Origin of the sequence: Deinococcus aestuarii (assembly GCF_018863415.1) — a bacterium.
GTDB lineage: Bacteria > Deinococcota > Deinococci > Deinococcales > Deinococcaceae > Deinococcus > Deinococcus aestuarii.
Map to the genome: position 1 here is coordinate 36,921 of NZ_JAHKSN010000006.1, position 14,206 is coordinate 51,126.

Annotated in this window: 12 protein-coding genes; 7 read left to right on the top strand and 5 right to left on the bottom strand. The window is 69.6% G+C overall.

The genetic code is table 11. The features are described 5' to 3' along the window. Positions 1 to 23: 23 nt before the first annotated feature. From IC605_RS09815 to IC605_RS09830, 4 genes are all read left to right on the top strand, one after another. On the top strand, positions 24 to 620 hold the full coding sequence (locus tag IC605_RS09815; protein ID WP_216322562.1) for a hypothetical protein: 597 nt from the start codon (positions 24 to 26) through the stop codon (positions 618 to 620). A gap of 29 nt (positions 621 to 649) precedes the next feature. After that, positions 650 to 2,056 (top strand): SMI1/KNR4 family protein, encoded by a 1,407-nt coding sequence (locus tag IC605_RS09820; protein ID WP_216322565.1) that lies wholly within the window; start codon positions 650 to 652, stop codon positions 2,054 to 2,056. A gap of 429 nt (positions 2,057 to 2,485) precedes the next feature. Then, complete coding sequence (locus IC605_RS09825) at positions 2,486 to 3,346, top strand: hypothetical protein (RefSeq protein WP_216322567.1); 861 nt, start codon at positions 2,486 to 2,488, stop codon at positions 3,344 to 3,346. A gap of 244 nt (positions 3,347 to 3,590) precedes the next feature. Then, entirely contained in the window at positions 3,591 to 5,453 is a 1,863-nt protein-coding gene (locus tag IC605_RS09830; protein WP_216322570.1) for a WD40 repeat domain-containing protein, read from the top strand. 59 nt (positions 5,454 to 5,512) lie between these two features. On the opposite strand, the gene IC605_RS09835 is transcribed toward IC605_RS09830, so the two are convergent. Further along, positions 5,513 to 6,055 (bottom strand): hypothetical protein, encoded by a 543-nt coding sequence (locus IC605_RS09835; protein ID WP_216322573.1) that lies wholly within the window; start codon positions 6,053 to 6,055, stop codon positions 5,513 to 5,515. A gap of 385 nt (positions 6,056 to 6,440) precedes the next feature. On the opposite strand from IC605_RS09835, the gene IC605_RS09840 reads away from it, so the two are divergent. Further along, on the top strand, positions 6,441 to 8,444 hold the full coding sequence (locus IC605_RS09840; protein WP_216322575.1) for a WD40 repeat domain-containing protein: 2,004 nt from the start codon (positions 6,441 to 6,443) through the stop codon (positions 8,442 to 8,444). A 239-nt stretch (positions 8,445 to 8,683) separates the two neighbouring features. Here IC605_RS09840 and IC605_RS09845 read toward each other — a convergent pair whose 3' ends face one another. Then, complete coding sequence (locus IC605_RS09845; protein WP_216322578.1) at positions 8,684 to 9,871, bottom strand: permease prefix domain 1-containing protein; 1,188 nt, start codon at positions 9,869 to 9,871, stop codon at positions 8,684 to 8,686. Then, positions 9,868 to 10,188 (bottom strand): PadR family transcriptional regulator, encoded by a 321-nt coding sequence (locus IC605_RS09850; RefSeq protein WP_216322581.1) that lies wholly within the window; start codon positions 10,186 to 10,188, stop codon positions 9,868 to 9,870. The genes IC605_RS09845 and IC605_RS09850 overlap by 4 nt, the downstream gene beginning before the upstream one ends. 576 nt (positions 10,189 to 10,764) lie before the next feature. Between IC605_RS09850 and IC605_RS09855 the strand changes: the two genes are divergently transcribed. Beyond that, on the top strand, positions 10,765 to 12,765 hold the full coding sequence (locus IC605_RS09855; protein WP_216322584.1) for a WD40 repeat domain-containing protein: 2,001 nt from the start codon (positions 10,765 to 10,767) through the stop codon (positions 12,763 to 12,765). Between the two features lie 33 nt (positions 12,766 to 12,798). Here the strand turns inward: IC605_RS09855 and IC605_RS09860 are convergent, their stop codons facing one another. Continuing rightward, positions 12,799 to 13,077, bottom strand: coding sequence for a hypothetical protein (locus tag IC605_RS09860; protein WP_216322586.1), 279 nt, complete (start codon positions 13,075 to 13,077; stop codon positions 12,799 to 12,801). A 105-nt stretch (positions 13,078 to 13,182) separates the two neighbouring features. Here IC605_RS09860 and IC605_RS25070 point away from each other — a divergent pair, with 105 nt between their 5' ends. Continuing rightward, the gene (locus tag IC605_RS25070; protein ID WP_281416260.1) at positions 13,183 to 13,305 is read left to right on the top strand and encodes a hypothetical protein; all 123 of its coding nucleotides are present in this window, start codon (positions 13,183 to 13,185) and stop codon (positions 13,303 to 13,305) included. 46 nt (positions 13,306 to 13,351) lie between these two features. Here IC605_RS25070 and IC605_RS09865 read toward each other — a convergent pair whose 3' ends face one another. Beyond that, entirely contained in the window at positions 13,352 to 14,140 is a 789-nt protein-coding gene (locus tag IC605_RS09865; protein WP_216322589.1) for a hypothetical protein, read from the bottom strand. Between the last annotated feature and the right edge of the window lie 66 nt (positions 14,141 to 14,206).

Consider the following 14,206-nt stretch of genomic DNA (forward strand, 5'->3'; position numbering starts at 1 on the left):
GCCGTGCCCGGCAGACTGGGGTCATGTGGCTGCTCTCGCTCGTGCTCGCCGGTGGCTTAGGCACGGCCCCGCTGCCGTCCCCCGAACGGCTGCTCTACCCCAGCAACGAGGAACGCCTGACGCACTGTCTCACGCCCCGCGCCGAGCCGACCGACGCCCAACGGCGGGCACTGCGTGAACGCACCGGGAACCGTCAGGTGTTCTTCCTGCCGCCCGCCCAGTCATTGCGCGGGGCCTGTACCCTGACTGACCCGAGGTATCCCCTGGTGGCCGAGGCGGCGCGGGAGTTCGAGGAGCGCCTGCGTTCCGGTCAGGCCCCACCGGCCCTCGTCGCCGTCACGCTGATGGCCCCGATCCGGGACTTCGCCGAGGTCGGGAGGTGGCGAGCCTGGCTGGTGCTGCGCGACGGCTTCGGGCAGGAGGTGCTGAGATGGCCCGCACGCACCGGGATGACCCGACAACTCGTGCCGGGCCAGGGGCTGTCCATCTTGATCTTCGACCCGCCGGGCCAGGAACAACGCCCTCTGGTGCGGCGGGCGACGTCCCTGTGGGTGGAGGTGGACTGGAGTGACGGAAAGGGACCCCGGCGCTACGATGCGCGGGCTCTGCCGCAGATGTGAAGAGGGGCGGGCCCGGGAAGGAGGCGAAAATGAACTTGATCTGGCAGCTCGCCGTCTGCCTGCCGCTGTGTCTTACGGCCTGCCACCCCACGGAAACCCGCTGCTCCCCTGCTCAACCCCTGCTGGTGACCGCCATGAACCTCGCTTCCCCCGCTGACCTCACGGCCGTGCTGACCCGGCTGGAGGCCTGGTACGCACAACACGTCCCCGCCGTGCACGCCACCCTGCGCCCCGGCGTGACCGAAGCCGAACTGGATGCGTTTGAGGCACGCAACGATCTCCGACTCCCGCAGGCCTTCCGCACGCTGTACCGCTGGCACGACGGTCAGGACTGGTCCGTGGGTGGGGTCCTCGGGCTGAGCTTCATGCCGCTGAACGAGGTGGAGTGGACCCGGCAGATGTGGCGTGAGATCGCCGAGGGCGAGACGGCCGATATGAATATCTCCATCTACACCGTCTCCCATCCCACCGGGGCGATCCGCGAACAGTACGCCCAGCGCGACCTGCTGCCATTTCTCTCGGACGGCGGGGGGAACCACGTCGCGCTGGACCTCGCGCCGGATGTGCGGGGGCGAGCTGGACAGGTAATCACGACCGGGCGGGACGAGACGCACCGGTACGTCCTGGCCTCTGATCTGGAGGGCTTCCTGCGGGAATACCTGGCACGTCTGGAAGTCGGGCAGGTCACCGTCGAGAAGCTGCCCGGCTACGAGGGGGAGATGTGGGGTATCCGGCTGCACGATGAGGCGGGACCGCGGGAGGACGGGTATTACCGGCTGGCCGACCTGTACCCCGGCTTCGGCGCCTCGCCAGCCCGGGTGGTCCAACCGCATCCGCAGGAGAACGATCCTATGCCACTTGAACGCTCCCTGGACCGTCTCGACGCCTGGCTCGCCGAGCATTATCCCGACCTGCTGGCGTCCCTGAAGCCAGGGGCGGACGAGGCGGACCTGCAAGCGGCTGAACGGCGTCTGGGTCGTCCCTTGCCGGAGGAGGTCAAGGTGTTCTACCGGCGTCACCGGGCCTGGGGTAAGTTGTTCGGGGCAACCAGCATCCCGGTGGGTGAACTGGGGCGGGCGGACCCCGAGGAGTTCGGTTCACCGGACGCGCCGGGGAACGTGGTGCCGTTCAATCCGTACCCACGACCCACGACGGCCCGGGACTGGCTGCCGCTCTGGCAGGCGGAGCAGGGCTTCATCGGGGTCAACCTGGCCCGCTACGGTGAAGTCCTGACGTTCGGGAAGGCGGCCAGACCACGCTACGTGCTGGCCGAGAACCTGACCCGCTTCCTCGACCGGTACGTGCGGTGGCTGGAGGCGGGCCTGCTACGGCGGGACGGGCTGACGCTGCGGGTGCCCGATGCCGTGGGCGAGGACGGGACGAGCGGGACGACGGACCTGTTTCCCGGCTTTGGTGCCGCTCCCGCGCTTCGGTGACGCTGCCCCCTGGATCAGGGACCCGGCGGCTGGGAGCAACCCCGGGTCCGGTGGGAAGGCGTCCCTGACTGCGGGTGAACTGGGGCACTGGCGGCAAGTCGTGCACAGCGGCGCGCTGGCTCTGTCCATGAGGTGGATGAGCACAGTCCTGGCAGGAGACAAGCTTCCTCTTGTTTGTGATGTAAAGCACTAAAAGTGCAGTACAGATAAGGCCGACCTGGAAGTGGCGAACGATCCGCTCCGGGGACGAGGACGGGGTGGGCGAGGGCAGCCGCGAACAGTTCAAGACCTGGCCGGCAAAGAGGAGAGTGTGAAGTGCTGGCCTGCGCCGGCCGCTCTCGGCGGCCTTGTGGCGGGACTGTCACCCAAAACTCCAAAAGGTGCCCTCAGTCGGCCGTCAGCTTCACTCGCCAGACTGGAGTTGCACCCATGACTCCTCTCACCCGGTTGGCGGCCGTCACGTTCCTGACCTCCCTCTCCGCAGCCCTGGCCGCCTCCCTCAAGGCGCCCGCGCTCCCGGCCACCCCCTTCTGCCAGGCTTACCACTGCGCCCTGATCGGCACCGTTCCCATCCGCCCCGACTTCCAGCTCGACCTGTACACCCTCCAGGACGCGAGCCTGGCAGAACTGCGGGTGTGGCGCGACCGGGACGGGGTGCCCGGTGCGGCCTACGTCCTGCACAACCCTGTAGACGTGACCGAGACGAAGCTCCCCGTGATCGCGCAGTTCCTCTCCGCCGCGACGGGGGTGCCGATCACCCCGCGCGACGTGCGGCGGGCCTGGAGCGCGACCGAGGCCGAGGCCCGCGAGGCGGAGGCCGCCTACACCCCCGTGCTGGTCGTTCACTTCATGCACGGCGAGATGCCCTACACCCTGCACGTGGTCCGGGACTTCGTGGAGACCAACCGCACGCCGGACTGGGCCCATACCTTCCGGCTGTACAAGAGCCAGGCGATCCCACAACTGTTCAGCGTCGCGCCCGACCCGTGGGGTCAGAAGCCCGTGCTGAGTGACCTGCTTGAGCATCAACGGGCGGGCTACACCCTCGACCGCTGGCTGGACCTGACGCCCACCCAGCGCGCGGCCTTTGAGAAGCTGGTGGCCCAGGACGCGGCGTTCGTGCAGGCGGGGACGCCGGTCGGCGCTTCCATCCAAATGGACCCCGCGGCCTTCAACGCCCGCCTGAAGACCTTCTTGCGAACGCAGGACGAGCAAGTGCGGCGGCTCCTGGGGGCGCAGTACCCGAACTTCCGCGCCTGGGTCCGCACGAACTGGGCGGGACATCAATGACCGTCGTCTCTCCCAGAGGCAACCGCCGCGTTCGCGCCGCCAACCCACATGGACGTGTTCAACCTGCCCCCGGCCAGGCGTACCGGTCGTGACCGCGCGAGGGTGCCGGGTAAACCAGGAGGCCACCCGGCTGGGCGCATTCGGGGTGTTCGCGCGGGTGGGCCGGGGTCGGCGCGAACGGGAGGACCCTCGAACGCCACACTTGAGGCACGACACGGCCGCCCGGCCCGCTACGCTGGCGACCATGCGAACGTGGATGCTGCTGGCCCTCTGGCTGACCGGGTCGGCAGTGGGCGGCGGGCGCGAGCCTGTGAACCCCACCCCGTCCGCCGTGTTGGGTGACGGGAACCTGCTCAGCGTGGCCTACAGCCCCGACGGGCGCTGGCTGGCCACCGGGGGCGGCCGGGTGATGCTGCGCGACGCCCGCACCCGCGCCGTCACCCGGGTGTTCGACAACACGGGCTGCGCGGCGACCCGCCTGGGCTTCTCGCCGGACGGTGAGGTGCTGGGGGCGGCCTGCGGCGCCGCCGGTGAGTTCCGCTTCTGGCGGGTGGACACCGGGGCACAGGTCACGTCCGTCCGGCGGGCGAACGCGCTGGCCTGGAACTTCGCCTTCCTGCCGGGCGCACAGGACTTTGTGGGGGCCTTTTCCCAGCCGCAACTGGTGCGGGGCACCCTGGGCTCGGACGCCTTCCGGCGGGTGGGGGCCGTCCATCCACCGGGCATCAATGCGGTGGCGACCGGTCCTGGAGTCCTCGTCAGCACGGGCGAGGACGGCCGCGTCCTGGTGTCCCCGCAGCCCGCCCTGGCCCCGGTGCGGGAACTGCGCCCGGCAGGCTTCGACAACCCGGTGCGGCTGGCGGTGAACCCACAGGGCACCGTCCTGGCCGTGGGGGACGTGCGCGGCACGGTGGACCTCTACCGCCTGCGCGACCTGGGGCGGATCACCCGGCTTCCCGGCGGCGGCAAGCGTCCCCCGCCCGTGTTTGCCTTCTCCCCGGATGGGCGCACCCTCGCGGCGGAGACCGGTGGCGTGCTCTTTCTCGTGGACGCCGAGACCGGGGCCGCCAGGCGGCGCGCGGAGGTGGGCTTCGTGGAAGACCTGGCCTGGGCGCCGGATGGCGAGACCCTGGTGCTCGCCGGGCCACAGGGCACGCTGCGGGAGCTGAACGCCCGGACGCTGACGACACGCTTCGAGAACGCCCTCACCCGGCGGCTGGAGACGGACTTCAGCCGACTGGCCGTCACCCGGTCGGGAGAGCTGCTGTCCGGCACGCTGGACGGGCACCTGCTGGCCTGGGACCTGTCGAGGACCCCGCCCGCACTGGTGCGCCGCGTCCCCATTCCTTCTGGCAACTTGCCGGGTGAGCGTCCCGTCGTGGCTGCCGCCGCGGGCGACCTCGCGCTGGTGGTGGCACCCGGCACCGGGCGTGGCCTGTCCGCCTCCCTCTATGACGCGCGGTCTGGGACCCTGGGGCCGGTCCTGGGGTCGGTCGGCGGTCCAGAGGCCGCCGCCTTCTCCCCGGATGGGCGCGGGGTCGCCCTGGGCATCGGGCGGAATGTGGAAGTCCGTGGTGTCCCGGGTGGCCGCCTGCAAACCCACCTGATTGCGCGGGGCGAGGGTGGGGTGAGCCACGTGGCCTTTTTCCCGGATGGGCGGCGCGTGGCGCTGATCGTGAGTGCCTACGAGGTGCCGACCCTGGAGGTGTGGGACGTGGGGGAGAACGCCTTGCTGGGATCGGTGGGCCTGCGCCGGGGGCTGAACGACCTGGCGGTCTCTCCCGACGGGCGGCGCGTGGTGACCGTCGGTGTGGATGGCCACGCGCGAATGTGGGACGCGCGTCTGCGGGCGCTGGGATACGTGCGCGCCCACGGGAGGCCGGGCAGACCGGAGTCGGCCAACACCGTGGCCTTTTCACCGGACGGGCAGCGGTTCGCCACCGGGGGTCACGACTCCACCATCCGGGTGTGGCGCACGGCGGACCTCCGGCCGCTCGGCGTGCTGCGCGGTCACGCCTGCTTCGTGCTGGACCTGGTGTGGTTCGCCCCGCACCAGCTGGCGAGCGGGGCCTGTGACGGGACGCGCCGCGTGTGGACCGTGCATTGAGGGGGGACCTGGCGGAGGACCGCCGCCTGACGTTCACGAGACAGCATCGACTGGGAGGGCTACGGGGTGGTGACGATCTCACCTCGCCGGGTGACCCGAAAGGACAGCGGCTCGGCCACGATCACGCCCTCAGGCGTCGCGAGGGAGGCGAACGCCACGTAGTGCCCCGCGTGGAGCGGGGGGTCGAAGCGGCGCCCGAGAGGCAGTACGGTTCCCGCGACCCCCTCGGTCTGGCCGGGCAGCACCCGATGGCCCAGGCCAGCGAGCAGGCAGCCCAGGTGCGTGTCGGTCTGCCAGAGCACCTGCTCGTCCCTGACACGCACGACGCCGTACCGGAAGTCGCAGACCCCCACGACGAATTCAATGGCGGTTGGCCCGGTGTTCGTGAGCCGTAGGCTCAGCGTCAGGGCGTCCCAGGGTGGAGCCTGACGTTGGAACCTCAACACGGCCCGGTGTGGCGGAGTGAAGGTGGTGTTCTGAACCACCGGCGTCAGGTGCGCCAGGTCGGCGGGGGACGCCGGTGGACGGGACCACCCCACCCAGGCGAGCCCCACCAGCACGAGCAGGCTGGCGTACCAGATGGCTCGGCGAGCCACGGCCATCAGTTCGGCCCCTCAGGCCGAAGGGAGACATCAGCGGCCCCACCCGTGAGGGCGATCCCGGTGAGGTCCAACGGACCGCGGGAGACGCCACTGGTCAGGTCCAGGGTGAGCCGCCGCGGGAGAGACATGGTCCTAGGCTACGTGCCGGTGCTGACCGGCCGCTGAGGACAGGCGGGGGAGGTCAGGTCCGGCGCTGGGAGCGCGGTGAGGTCTGGAGCCGTGCCCGCTTATGCGCGGCAGCGAGGGGTCCAGGCCGCAGTGGACAGTCGGGATGAACCGGACGCTGGGCGGCAGACTTTCACGTGAGGCGGTCAGGCCACACCAAGAGTGAACATTGGCATCCTTCGGGGGATGATCAGGTCAGGTTCGTCCCGTAGCTTGAGGTATGGCCCGACCCCTGCTGCTGGCGACGCTCCTGATGGCCATGCCCACGTCTGCGCTCGCACAGGCCGCACCCGTCACCTTCGACCTGGTCCGGACCGTGCAGACGCCGAGCCTGGGGGCCGGGCCACTGGCCCTGAGTCCCGATGGGCGCACGCTCACCATGAACACAAGCCTCGGTTGGGCGCTGTTCGACGCGCGGACCCTCCGGCAGAAGGCGCTCGCAGCTATGGACACGCGCCGCTTTCCCGCGCCCGGGATCCAGTTCAGCCCGGAGGGGGAGCGGATTCTGTCGGACGTGGGCGGCACTGCCGCCTTCGATGCCCGCACGGGCCGCAACCTGTGGCACGCGGGCGAGGGCCGCGCCGCCTTCAGCCCGGACGGGGAACGCGTGTATCTCGCCTCGCCCACCGGAGCCCTGGCCGTTCTAGACGCCCGCACCGGACAGGTCGTACGCGGGAAGCCGGAACCCGCGGATTCCGGCAGCGTGGAGTACTACAGGAGCGGCGCGTTCTACAACCGCCCGGTTTCCTTCGCGGTCCATCCGGCGGGTAAGGTGCTGGCCTCCGGTTCCTTTGGTGGCGGCATCGTGCTGTGGAACGCGGAGACGGGGGAGAAGACCGGGACCCTCACCGACCAGCCCACCTCCTCCCGACCCACGCGAGCGGCCCTGGCGGGCAAGACCGCGCACGGCGGGCAGGTGACGGCCCTGACCTTCGCCCCGGACGGCACCCTGGTCTCCGGCGCGAACGACGGCACGGTCAAGCGCTGGGACCCGGAGACGGGCCAGAAGCTGGGTCAGGCGCTCCTCCCGGACGGGGTGCAGGCCGTGGCGCTGCTCCCTGGCAGCAAGGGTGTGCTGGTCGCTTCCGGGACGAACGTGGTGAAACTCGGCCTGCCCGACCTGCGGCGGGAACGGGTGTTCGTGGGGCACGCGGACAGGGTCAGTTCCCTCGCCCTCTCCGGTGACACGCTCTGGACTTCCAGCGCGGACGGCACGGTCAAACGCTGGAGCCTGAGAAGCGGACTGGACGAGGCGACCTACGGCAAGGTCAAGACCGCCGCCGTCAGCCCCGACGGACAGACCTTCGCCCTGAACCTGGGGGACACCACCGTGCGTTTGACCGATGCACATGGGAAGACCCTGCGGACGCTGCGCGGCTTCCTGCCACCGAGGACGTTTTCCAATTTCATCGGCGGGCGCTCTTTTGCCTTCAGCCCCGATGGTCAGACGCTCGCGGGGGGCATTACCACCATGATTCGCATGACCATCGAGACGTACTCGGCGGCCAGCCAGGTCTACCTCTGGGACGTGGCGGGCGGCCGGGTGCGGCGCGTTCTGGAGGGGATGCCGGGCGACGACCTGACCTTCAGCCCGGACGGCCAGCAACTGCTGGGCGTGAACAACACGGGCGGCCAGGTCCCTGCCTACGGGGTGCGCCGGGTGGCGGACGGTCGCGTCATCGCTTCTCCGTGCCAGCCGTACCTGCCGAACGGCCAGGCGACCGGGGCGAAGTGTCCGCCGGAGGAGGTGCGGGGCGTGTCCTGGGTGGGGAACCGGGCCTACCGGATCACCCTGGGGCAGGCTGGGGGACCGACCTCCCCGGCCCTGGTGCGGGACGTGCTCACGGGTGGGGTGCGCGTGTCGCTGGGGAAACTCTGGAACAACGGCCCGGCGATGGGACTCAGCCCGGACGGACGGCGGGTGGTGTCGCTCGCCGGGAACGGGCTGCGGCTCTGGGACGGGCAGACCGGCCAGGCACTGCGGGTCTGGCCAGAGTTCACCAACCCGTTCCCTTACCGCGGCGGTCCGATTCTCTTCAGCCCGGACGGGAAGACCGTCACCTATCCGGGGCCTGATCTGCGCCTGCACGACACGGCAACGGGCAGGCTGCTGGGCGAGCAGAAGGGAGCCGGGGAAGTGGTGGGCTTCCTTCGGGGAGGGCGGAGCCTCGTCACTGTGAACGAGCGGGGCGTGCAGCTCTGGCACGTGCGGGCGGGGAAGTGAGCCTCTCCCGGGTGGCCGACCATGCCGGGGTCTCTCACAGGCCGGGCCGCCTATGCCTGCCTGGTCTGGCCCTCGCCCTGGGACGGCGCGTTCCCGCCGGTAGACCTCACGGGTGAAAGGGCCGTCAGGGTCGTCCATCAGTTCCCCCAGGTGCTGGGTGAGGCCCGGGATTGGTGACAGGAGCTTTCCGGTGAACCATGCCCGTCCGCAGCAGTTCTCGGCATGCCCATGATGACGGCTCAGCGCACGGCACTGACCCTGGACGGGGTGACGGGGATGACCCGGAGCTGCTTCAGCTCCCGCGTGTCCAACTGCCAGATCAACAGGGCGGGTTGCCGGTGCTGGGTGGCTGCGGCGAATTCCTCCACCGAGTTCACCACCCTTGGAGTACGCAGGACGCCACCGCGATCGTCCGTGAACGGCACCACGGACAGTTGGCCCGCCTGCGCCGCGCGCACCCGCAAGAGGAAGCCGCCACAGGCAGGACCCGGGCCGTAGAGCAGGCAATTGGCATTGTCGACCATTGCAAAGAAGTGCTGGTCACCGTCGCGAATTTGAAGCTGCGGCCAGCCGGCCGCGTCGAACGTGGCACCACTTATGGAGATGTCGAGGGGGACGCCGCGTGGGACCGCGGGTGCCAGTTCGGGCGTCAGCAGACCCAGCGTCCGGACCGCGTACAGATCGGCGGCGTACAGGGGGGCGGAGGGGGTGCCCAGCTTGAGCCGCACGCTGCCGAGTTCCAGGGTCGGGTTGAGGATACCCTCCAGACGGACTGGTCCGTGGAGGTCACGAATCAAGACGTTCAACAGCTCGTATTTGTGCAGGTAACGCTCGCCCGCCCGATGGTGCAGGACCGTGCCCAGGTCCACCACCTCATCCTGGGATTGGCCGGGGAAGCGCAGATGGAGGCGGGATTCGTTGACGGTCCACGCCTGCACGCCCTGCCGCGCCAGGGCGGCGATGAAGTCCGCCAGACGCAGGTAGGTCAGGTCGGTCGTCCACGGGGCGCGGCAGGATGTCTCCCACCTCCCGTCCACCCACCGGTCCCACAGTCCGGGGAGGCCCGCGCGTGGTGTGGCGTTCTGCTGGGCACAGGACGGGGCCTGAAGCGCGGGATCCCTGAGGGCCGGGACGGCGGGCGGACGTGCGAGAGACGGAACGCCCAGCACCAGGACGCTCCCGGCCAGGAGCAGGGCGAGGGTCAGGCGGGGCAGGGTGTAGAGGCGCTGCATCCCCGCGGCAAGGGGGCGCGGATCACCGAACTCGTGGAGCGCCAGGCGCAGGGCTTCTTCCCCGCTGTGCCCGGCCACCTGGTGTTCGGCGGCGCGCTCAAGGAGGCTGCTGCGGAGTTCCTCACGGACCCGGTGGCGTTCGGCCCGGGGCAGGCCGCGAGTCGCGCGGGTGAGGTAACGGTCGAGGTCGTTCATCGGTTCCCCCAGCGCTCGGTGAGGCCCTGGTGCCAGCGGCGGTAGGCGTCGCGCTTGGTCTTCAAAGCCTCTTGACCTTCCTCGGTGAGGCGGTAGTACCGCAGTGGGTGGCCGCCCCTGGGGCTGGGTCGGGTGTCGCTCTGGAGCCAGCCGCGCTGTTCCATGCGGTGCAGGGCGGGGTAGAGGGTTCCGGCGTTGAGGTCGAGGTCGCCGCCGGTGAGGTTGCGGAGTTCCTTCGCCAGGTCGAGGCCGTAGCGTTCCTCGCCTTCCAGCAGGGTCAGCAGGGACAGCTCCAGATCGCCATCGTGGGTAGGCATGCTTCAATATAAATTACCGATATTGAAAGTCAATAACGGACAAAGGACAGGGTGCCGGTAAGGCTCTCGGGGAGTCCCGGACAGATAGGAGGACCGTCGCCTGCCGAGGCGCTTATGCAGGATCAAGCGAGCGCCGAGAGGGTGCAGGCGCTCCGCCACCTGCTCGAAGAGACCCTGGGCCTGGACGGCACGCCTCCCGCCGGGATGACGGAGGACGAGGTGGTCACCCCGGTGATAGAGGGCGGGGACGCCAGCCTCATCTCCCCGTTCGAGGACGTGATTACCGCTGGGTCACCGGGGACAGTCTTTCCGAGAACAGAAAGCACGCCGTCTTGCTGCACCTCGTCAACCACGCCCTGCGGCGGGATTGAAGCTCCGTCCCCCCAAGGCCAGCCGACGTGGCCTCTGCACGCCCCAGGTGTGACAAAGACAGCCAGGTCTGCCCGAGAGGCTGGGGCCGGACAACCTGGGTGATCAAGACGACCGCCGGTGGTAGTTGTCCACCCCCCTGCCATTCCAGCCCGGCTGCACCCAAAGGCGGAGGACCCAATCAGCTTCGTTCGCTACCGTGCGGCCATGCGACAACATCTAGGCCTGTGGTTGGGCCTCCTGACCTGTGCCGCCAGTGCGGGTGCCGCGTCCCTCCCCATCGAGCGGGTCCTCACCGGCCACACCGGCTGGACCACGGGCGCCGCCCTCTCCCCGGACGGCGGGCAACTTGCGCTGGTCTCCCGCTCCGCCCTCTTCCTCACCGACAGGAAGACCGGGAGGCGAGTGAGCCTGGCCGGGCACACCGGCCCCATCACCGCCGTCACCTACACCCCCGACGGCCGGACCCTGTTCTCCGGGGGCAACGACGGCACCGTCCGCCGCTGGGACTCTTCCACCGGGAAGCGCCTCTCCACCCTGCAAGCCTGCGGCTTCGTGAAGGACGCTCCGCGGTACCGCGAGCAGGTCACCACCCTGGCCGTCCGTTCCGCCTCGGACTTCGTGGTCGGCTGCGCCGGGCAGCTTCAGGTGTGGCGGGGGGGCCGTCTGGTCCGCACCCTCCCGGGCACGCTCGCCACCTACAGCCCGGACGGGCAGCGGCTGGCGGTCGCGGACAGCGAGCGGCCCCTGAAGATGTACGACGCGCAGACCTTCAAGGTGCGGGCGACCCTGGCGCTGCCTCTTCTCCCGCGGCCCATCGACGTGTTCACCACGCCCGGCTCCCCCAGCGCCCTCGCCTTCTCGCCGGACGGCTCACGCCTCGCGGTGGCCTTCAGGGACTCCATGCCCAAGGTCGAGAACTTCATGGCCTCCGTGTACGACACAGGCACGGGCGAGCGGCTCTTCGATCTGGGGGGACAGCCCGACTTCGTGGACGGCCTCGCCTACAGCCCGGACGGCCAGACCCTCGCTGCCACCGGCCGCAGCAGCACCAAGCTCTACGACGCGAGGACAGGCAAGCAACTGCGCCTCCTTCAGCCTCCGAACACCCGCATCGGTGTGCTCGCCGTGGCGTGGACACCCGATGGCCGCAACGTGATCGCCACGAGTGTCAAGAAGGGGGCAGAGGTGCTCGACCTGACCGGCAAGGTGAGGCAGACCTACACGGTGCCGGACGACTCGGTGATGGCCCTGACCTGGAACCCGGCCGGAACATTGCTGGCGACGGGGGCACGGGACGGCCGCATCCTGCTTTGGAAAGGCACCGCCGTCGCCGCGAGCTGGGCCGCTCACCCCGAGGGTGTGAACGACATGAGCTTCTCGCCGGACGGCACGCGCCTGGCCTCGGGCGGGCAGGACGCCTTCCTGCGCCTGTGGGACACCCGGGGCCAGCCGGTCACCGCGCTGGGCCTGAAGTCCAACGGGGTCGGCTGGACGCAGTTCTCCCGGGACGGTGGAACGCTGCTGTTCGGCGACTGGGTCGGGCTCTTCGCCGTCCGTACCACGGAACTCACCCGGAAGCCGAATTGGTCCATCCAACCCGTCGAGGTGGCGTTGTACAAGCAGGGAGGTCAGGCCGCCTACAACGATCCCCAGCGGTGGGCGGCCCTGACAGGTGGGGCGTACTGGCAATTCAAATCCTCAGGCGGCAGCACCTTTGCCCTGCGGCTGCTGCCCGATGGCCGCACGGTGCGGGAACTGTCCGCCGCATCGGGAGGAGCGGCGCTGAGCCAGTTCGACTCGGTGACGGGGAGGCTGACCAAAACCATCCTGACGGCTCCGAAGTTCGGCGACCTGTACGCCGCGAGTTTCAGCCCCGACGGCCGCCGTTTCGCCTCGGGCCGCGCGGATGGAAGCACCGAGGTCTGGAGTGTGGACCAACGTCTGGGCCTCCAGCGCCTGATGTCCTTTCCGGGAGAGGGAGCGGTGTACCAGACAGTGTTCAGCCCAGATGGGCGACTGCTCGCTGCCCTGCACGGAGACAGCGTGAACGTGTTCGACCTGGAGAAGGGGGTGGAGGTGGGGAGCTACCGGGGCTTGAGCGCCTCGACGCGGGCGGTGGCCTTCAACCCGGCGGGCACCTTGCTCGCGGTGGGCAGCGGCACGACCGAGCGCGGCGGAACGGTCACGGTGCTGCGCGTGAGGTGAAGGGGAAGACCCGGTGCTTCCTCCTGCTTCCCCTCAGCGCGCCGCCTGGGTCATCAGGGTGGCGCGGTAGGGCGAGCTTCCCGTTAGGATCAGCAGGCCGATCTTCTCGTTGCCGTCCTGGGTGAAGGACCAGACGGTCGTCGTGACCTGGCCCGTGTCGGTCTGGTTCGCCAGCTTCCATCCGGCCGCCCGCAGTTGGGCTGCGTAGTGCTCCAGCAAGGCCTTGCGGTCCAGGGTGGAAGTGATGCGGGCGTACTGGGTCACGCGGTCGTTGCTGTTCCCGCCCCCTTCCGGCAGGACCGTGCTGCCCACGGGGGCCGCCAGTTTCGGCAACCGCAGGAACGAGGGGGGAGGGGAGGACGGCTCCCGATGGATTCCAGCACCTGCGCGGTACTCCCACCGTACTGCTTGCGGAGGGTGACCTGGGTGGTGCCCGGCACCGCGCGGGCCGTCACGGTCAGCAATTCGGCGGGGGTCTTGCGGAAGAAGGCCCGGTTGCTGATCGCGCTGCCCGGCTGGAAGTCCCCCTGCGCTTCATAGGGACTGCTCAGGAAGCCCGGTGCTTCCTGCCAGCCGCTCCACCAGGTCAGGACTGAATGACCCTGAGGTTCGCCAGGTAATTCCCCTGCAAGGGCTCCAGGGTCAGCAGCAACACGCCCTGGCCCCCCTGCGTCTTCACCCAACTGCCCGTCGTGAACTGTGGCTCAGTGCCCCGGTGCACTTCCGCCCATCCCTGCTGGATGAGTTGAGGGGCGAAGTGATCGAGCAGGGCCGCGGCGGTCTGCTCCTGGCTGATGAGCGCCGAGTAATGCCAGCTTCCCCCGCCACCCCCACCCCCGTTCGTCTCCACGGTCGTCCCCACAGGAACCCGCACGCGTACCGTGGCCTCCTGCATGCGGCCGTGGTGAAGCCGCATGAGCTGTCGCTGTTCGGGGTCGTCATGGGAGACGTTGAGATCCACCTGGGTGACCCCGTCTACCTCCCGCGCTGTGACCTGAAGCGCGAGCTGAAGGTCCGCCGAGTGCTGGTGAACGTGTTCGGGGGGGAGGGCTGGGAGAAAGCCATTCCCCAGGAATCCCGGCGGCGCCTCCTCCTCCCAGCCCTCCCCCAGCAACCCGCGCAACTGGCCGAGGAAGGCGAGGGGAGGAAGAGGCGAGTCGAGCAGCACGCGGGTATGGCTGGCGAAGTAGAACCGGGGCGTGCCCAGGGGCAAGGGGGCCTGGATACGCTGCGTACTCCCCAGCACTCGCGAACTGGCGGGCAGGGGAACAGGGAAGTCGGGGGGCACCTGGCCGACATGGACTGTCTCGGTGACGCCCAGGCTGTACGGGTTGAGGAGTAGGCGATAGAGGAATTGGCGCTCCAGGTCTTCCATCGGGACCTCCGGGTTCAGCAGTCAGATGATCGAGGGACATGCCCATTCTCTGCCCACGGCGATGGA

Coding starts and splice junctions, on each gene's coding strand:
- IC605_RS09815 (WP_216322562.1), top strand. CDS start 24: ATGTGGCTGCTCTCGCTCGTGCTCGCCGGTGGCTTAGGCACGGCCCCG.
- IC605_RS09820 (WP_216322565.1), top strand. CDS start 650: ATGAACTTGATCTGGCAGCTCGCCGTCTGCCTGCCGCTGTGTCTTACG.
- IC605_RS09825 (WP_216322567.1), top strand. CDS start 2,486: ATGACTCCTCTCACCCGGTTGGCGGCCGTCACGTTCCTGACCTCCCTC.
- IC605_RS09830 (WP_216322570.1), top strand. CDS start 3,591: ATGCGAACGTGGATGCTGCTGGCCCTCTGGCTGACCGGGTCGGCAGTG.
- IC605_RS09835 (WP_216322573.1), bottom strand. CDS start 6,055: ATGGCCGTGGCTCGCCGAGCCATCTGGTACGCCAGCCTGCTCGTGCTG.
- IC605_RS09840 (WP_216322575.1), top strand. CDS start 6,441: ATGGCCCGACCCCTGCTGCTGGCGACGCTCCTGATGGCCATGCCCACG.
- IC605_RS09845 (WP_216322578.1), bottom strand. CDS start 9,871: ATGAACGACCTCGACCGTTACCTCACCCGCGCGACTCGCGGCCTGCCC.
- IC605_RS09850 (WP_216322581.1), bottom strand. CDS start 10,188: ATGCCTACCCACGATGGCGATCTGGAGCTGTCCCTGCTGACCCTGCTG.
- IC605_RS09855 (WP_216322584.1), top strand. CDS start 10,765: ATGCGACAACATCTAGGCCTGTGGTTGGGCCTCCTGACCTGTGCCGCC.
- IC605_RS09865 (WP_216322589.1), bottom strand. CDS start 14,140: ATGGAAGACCTGGAGCGCCAATTCCTCTATCGCCTACTCCTCAACCCG.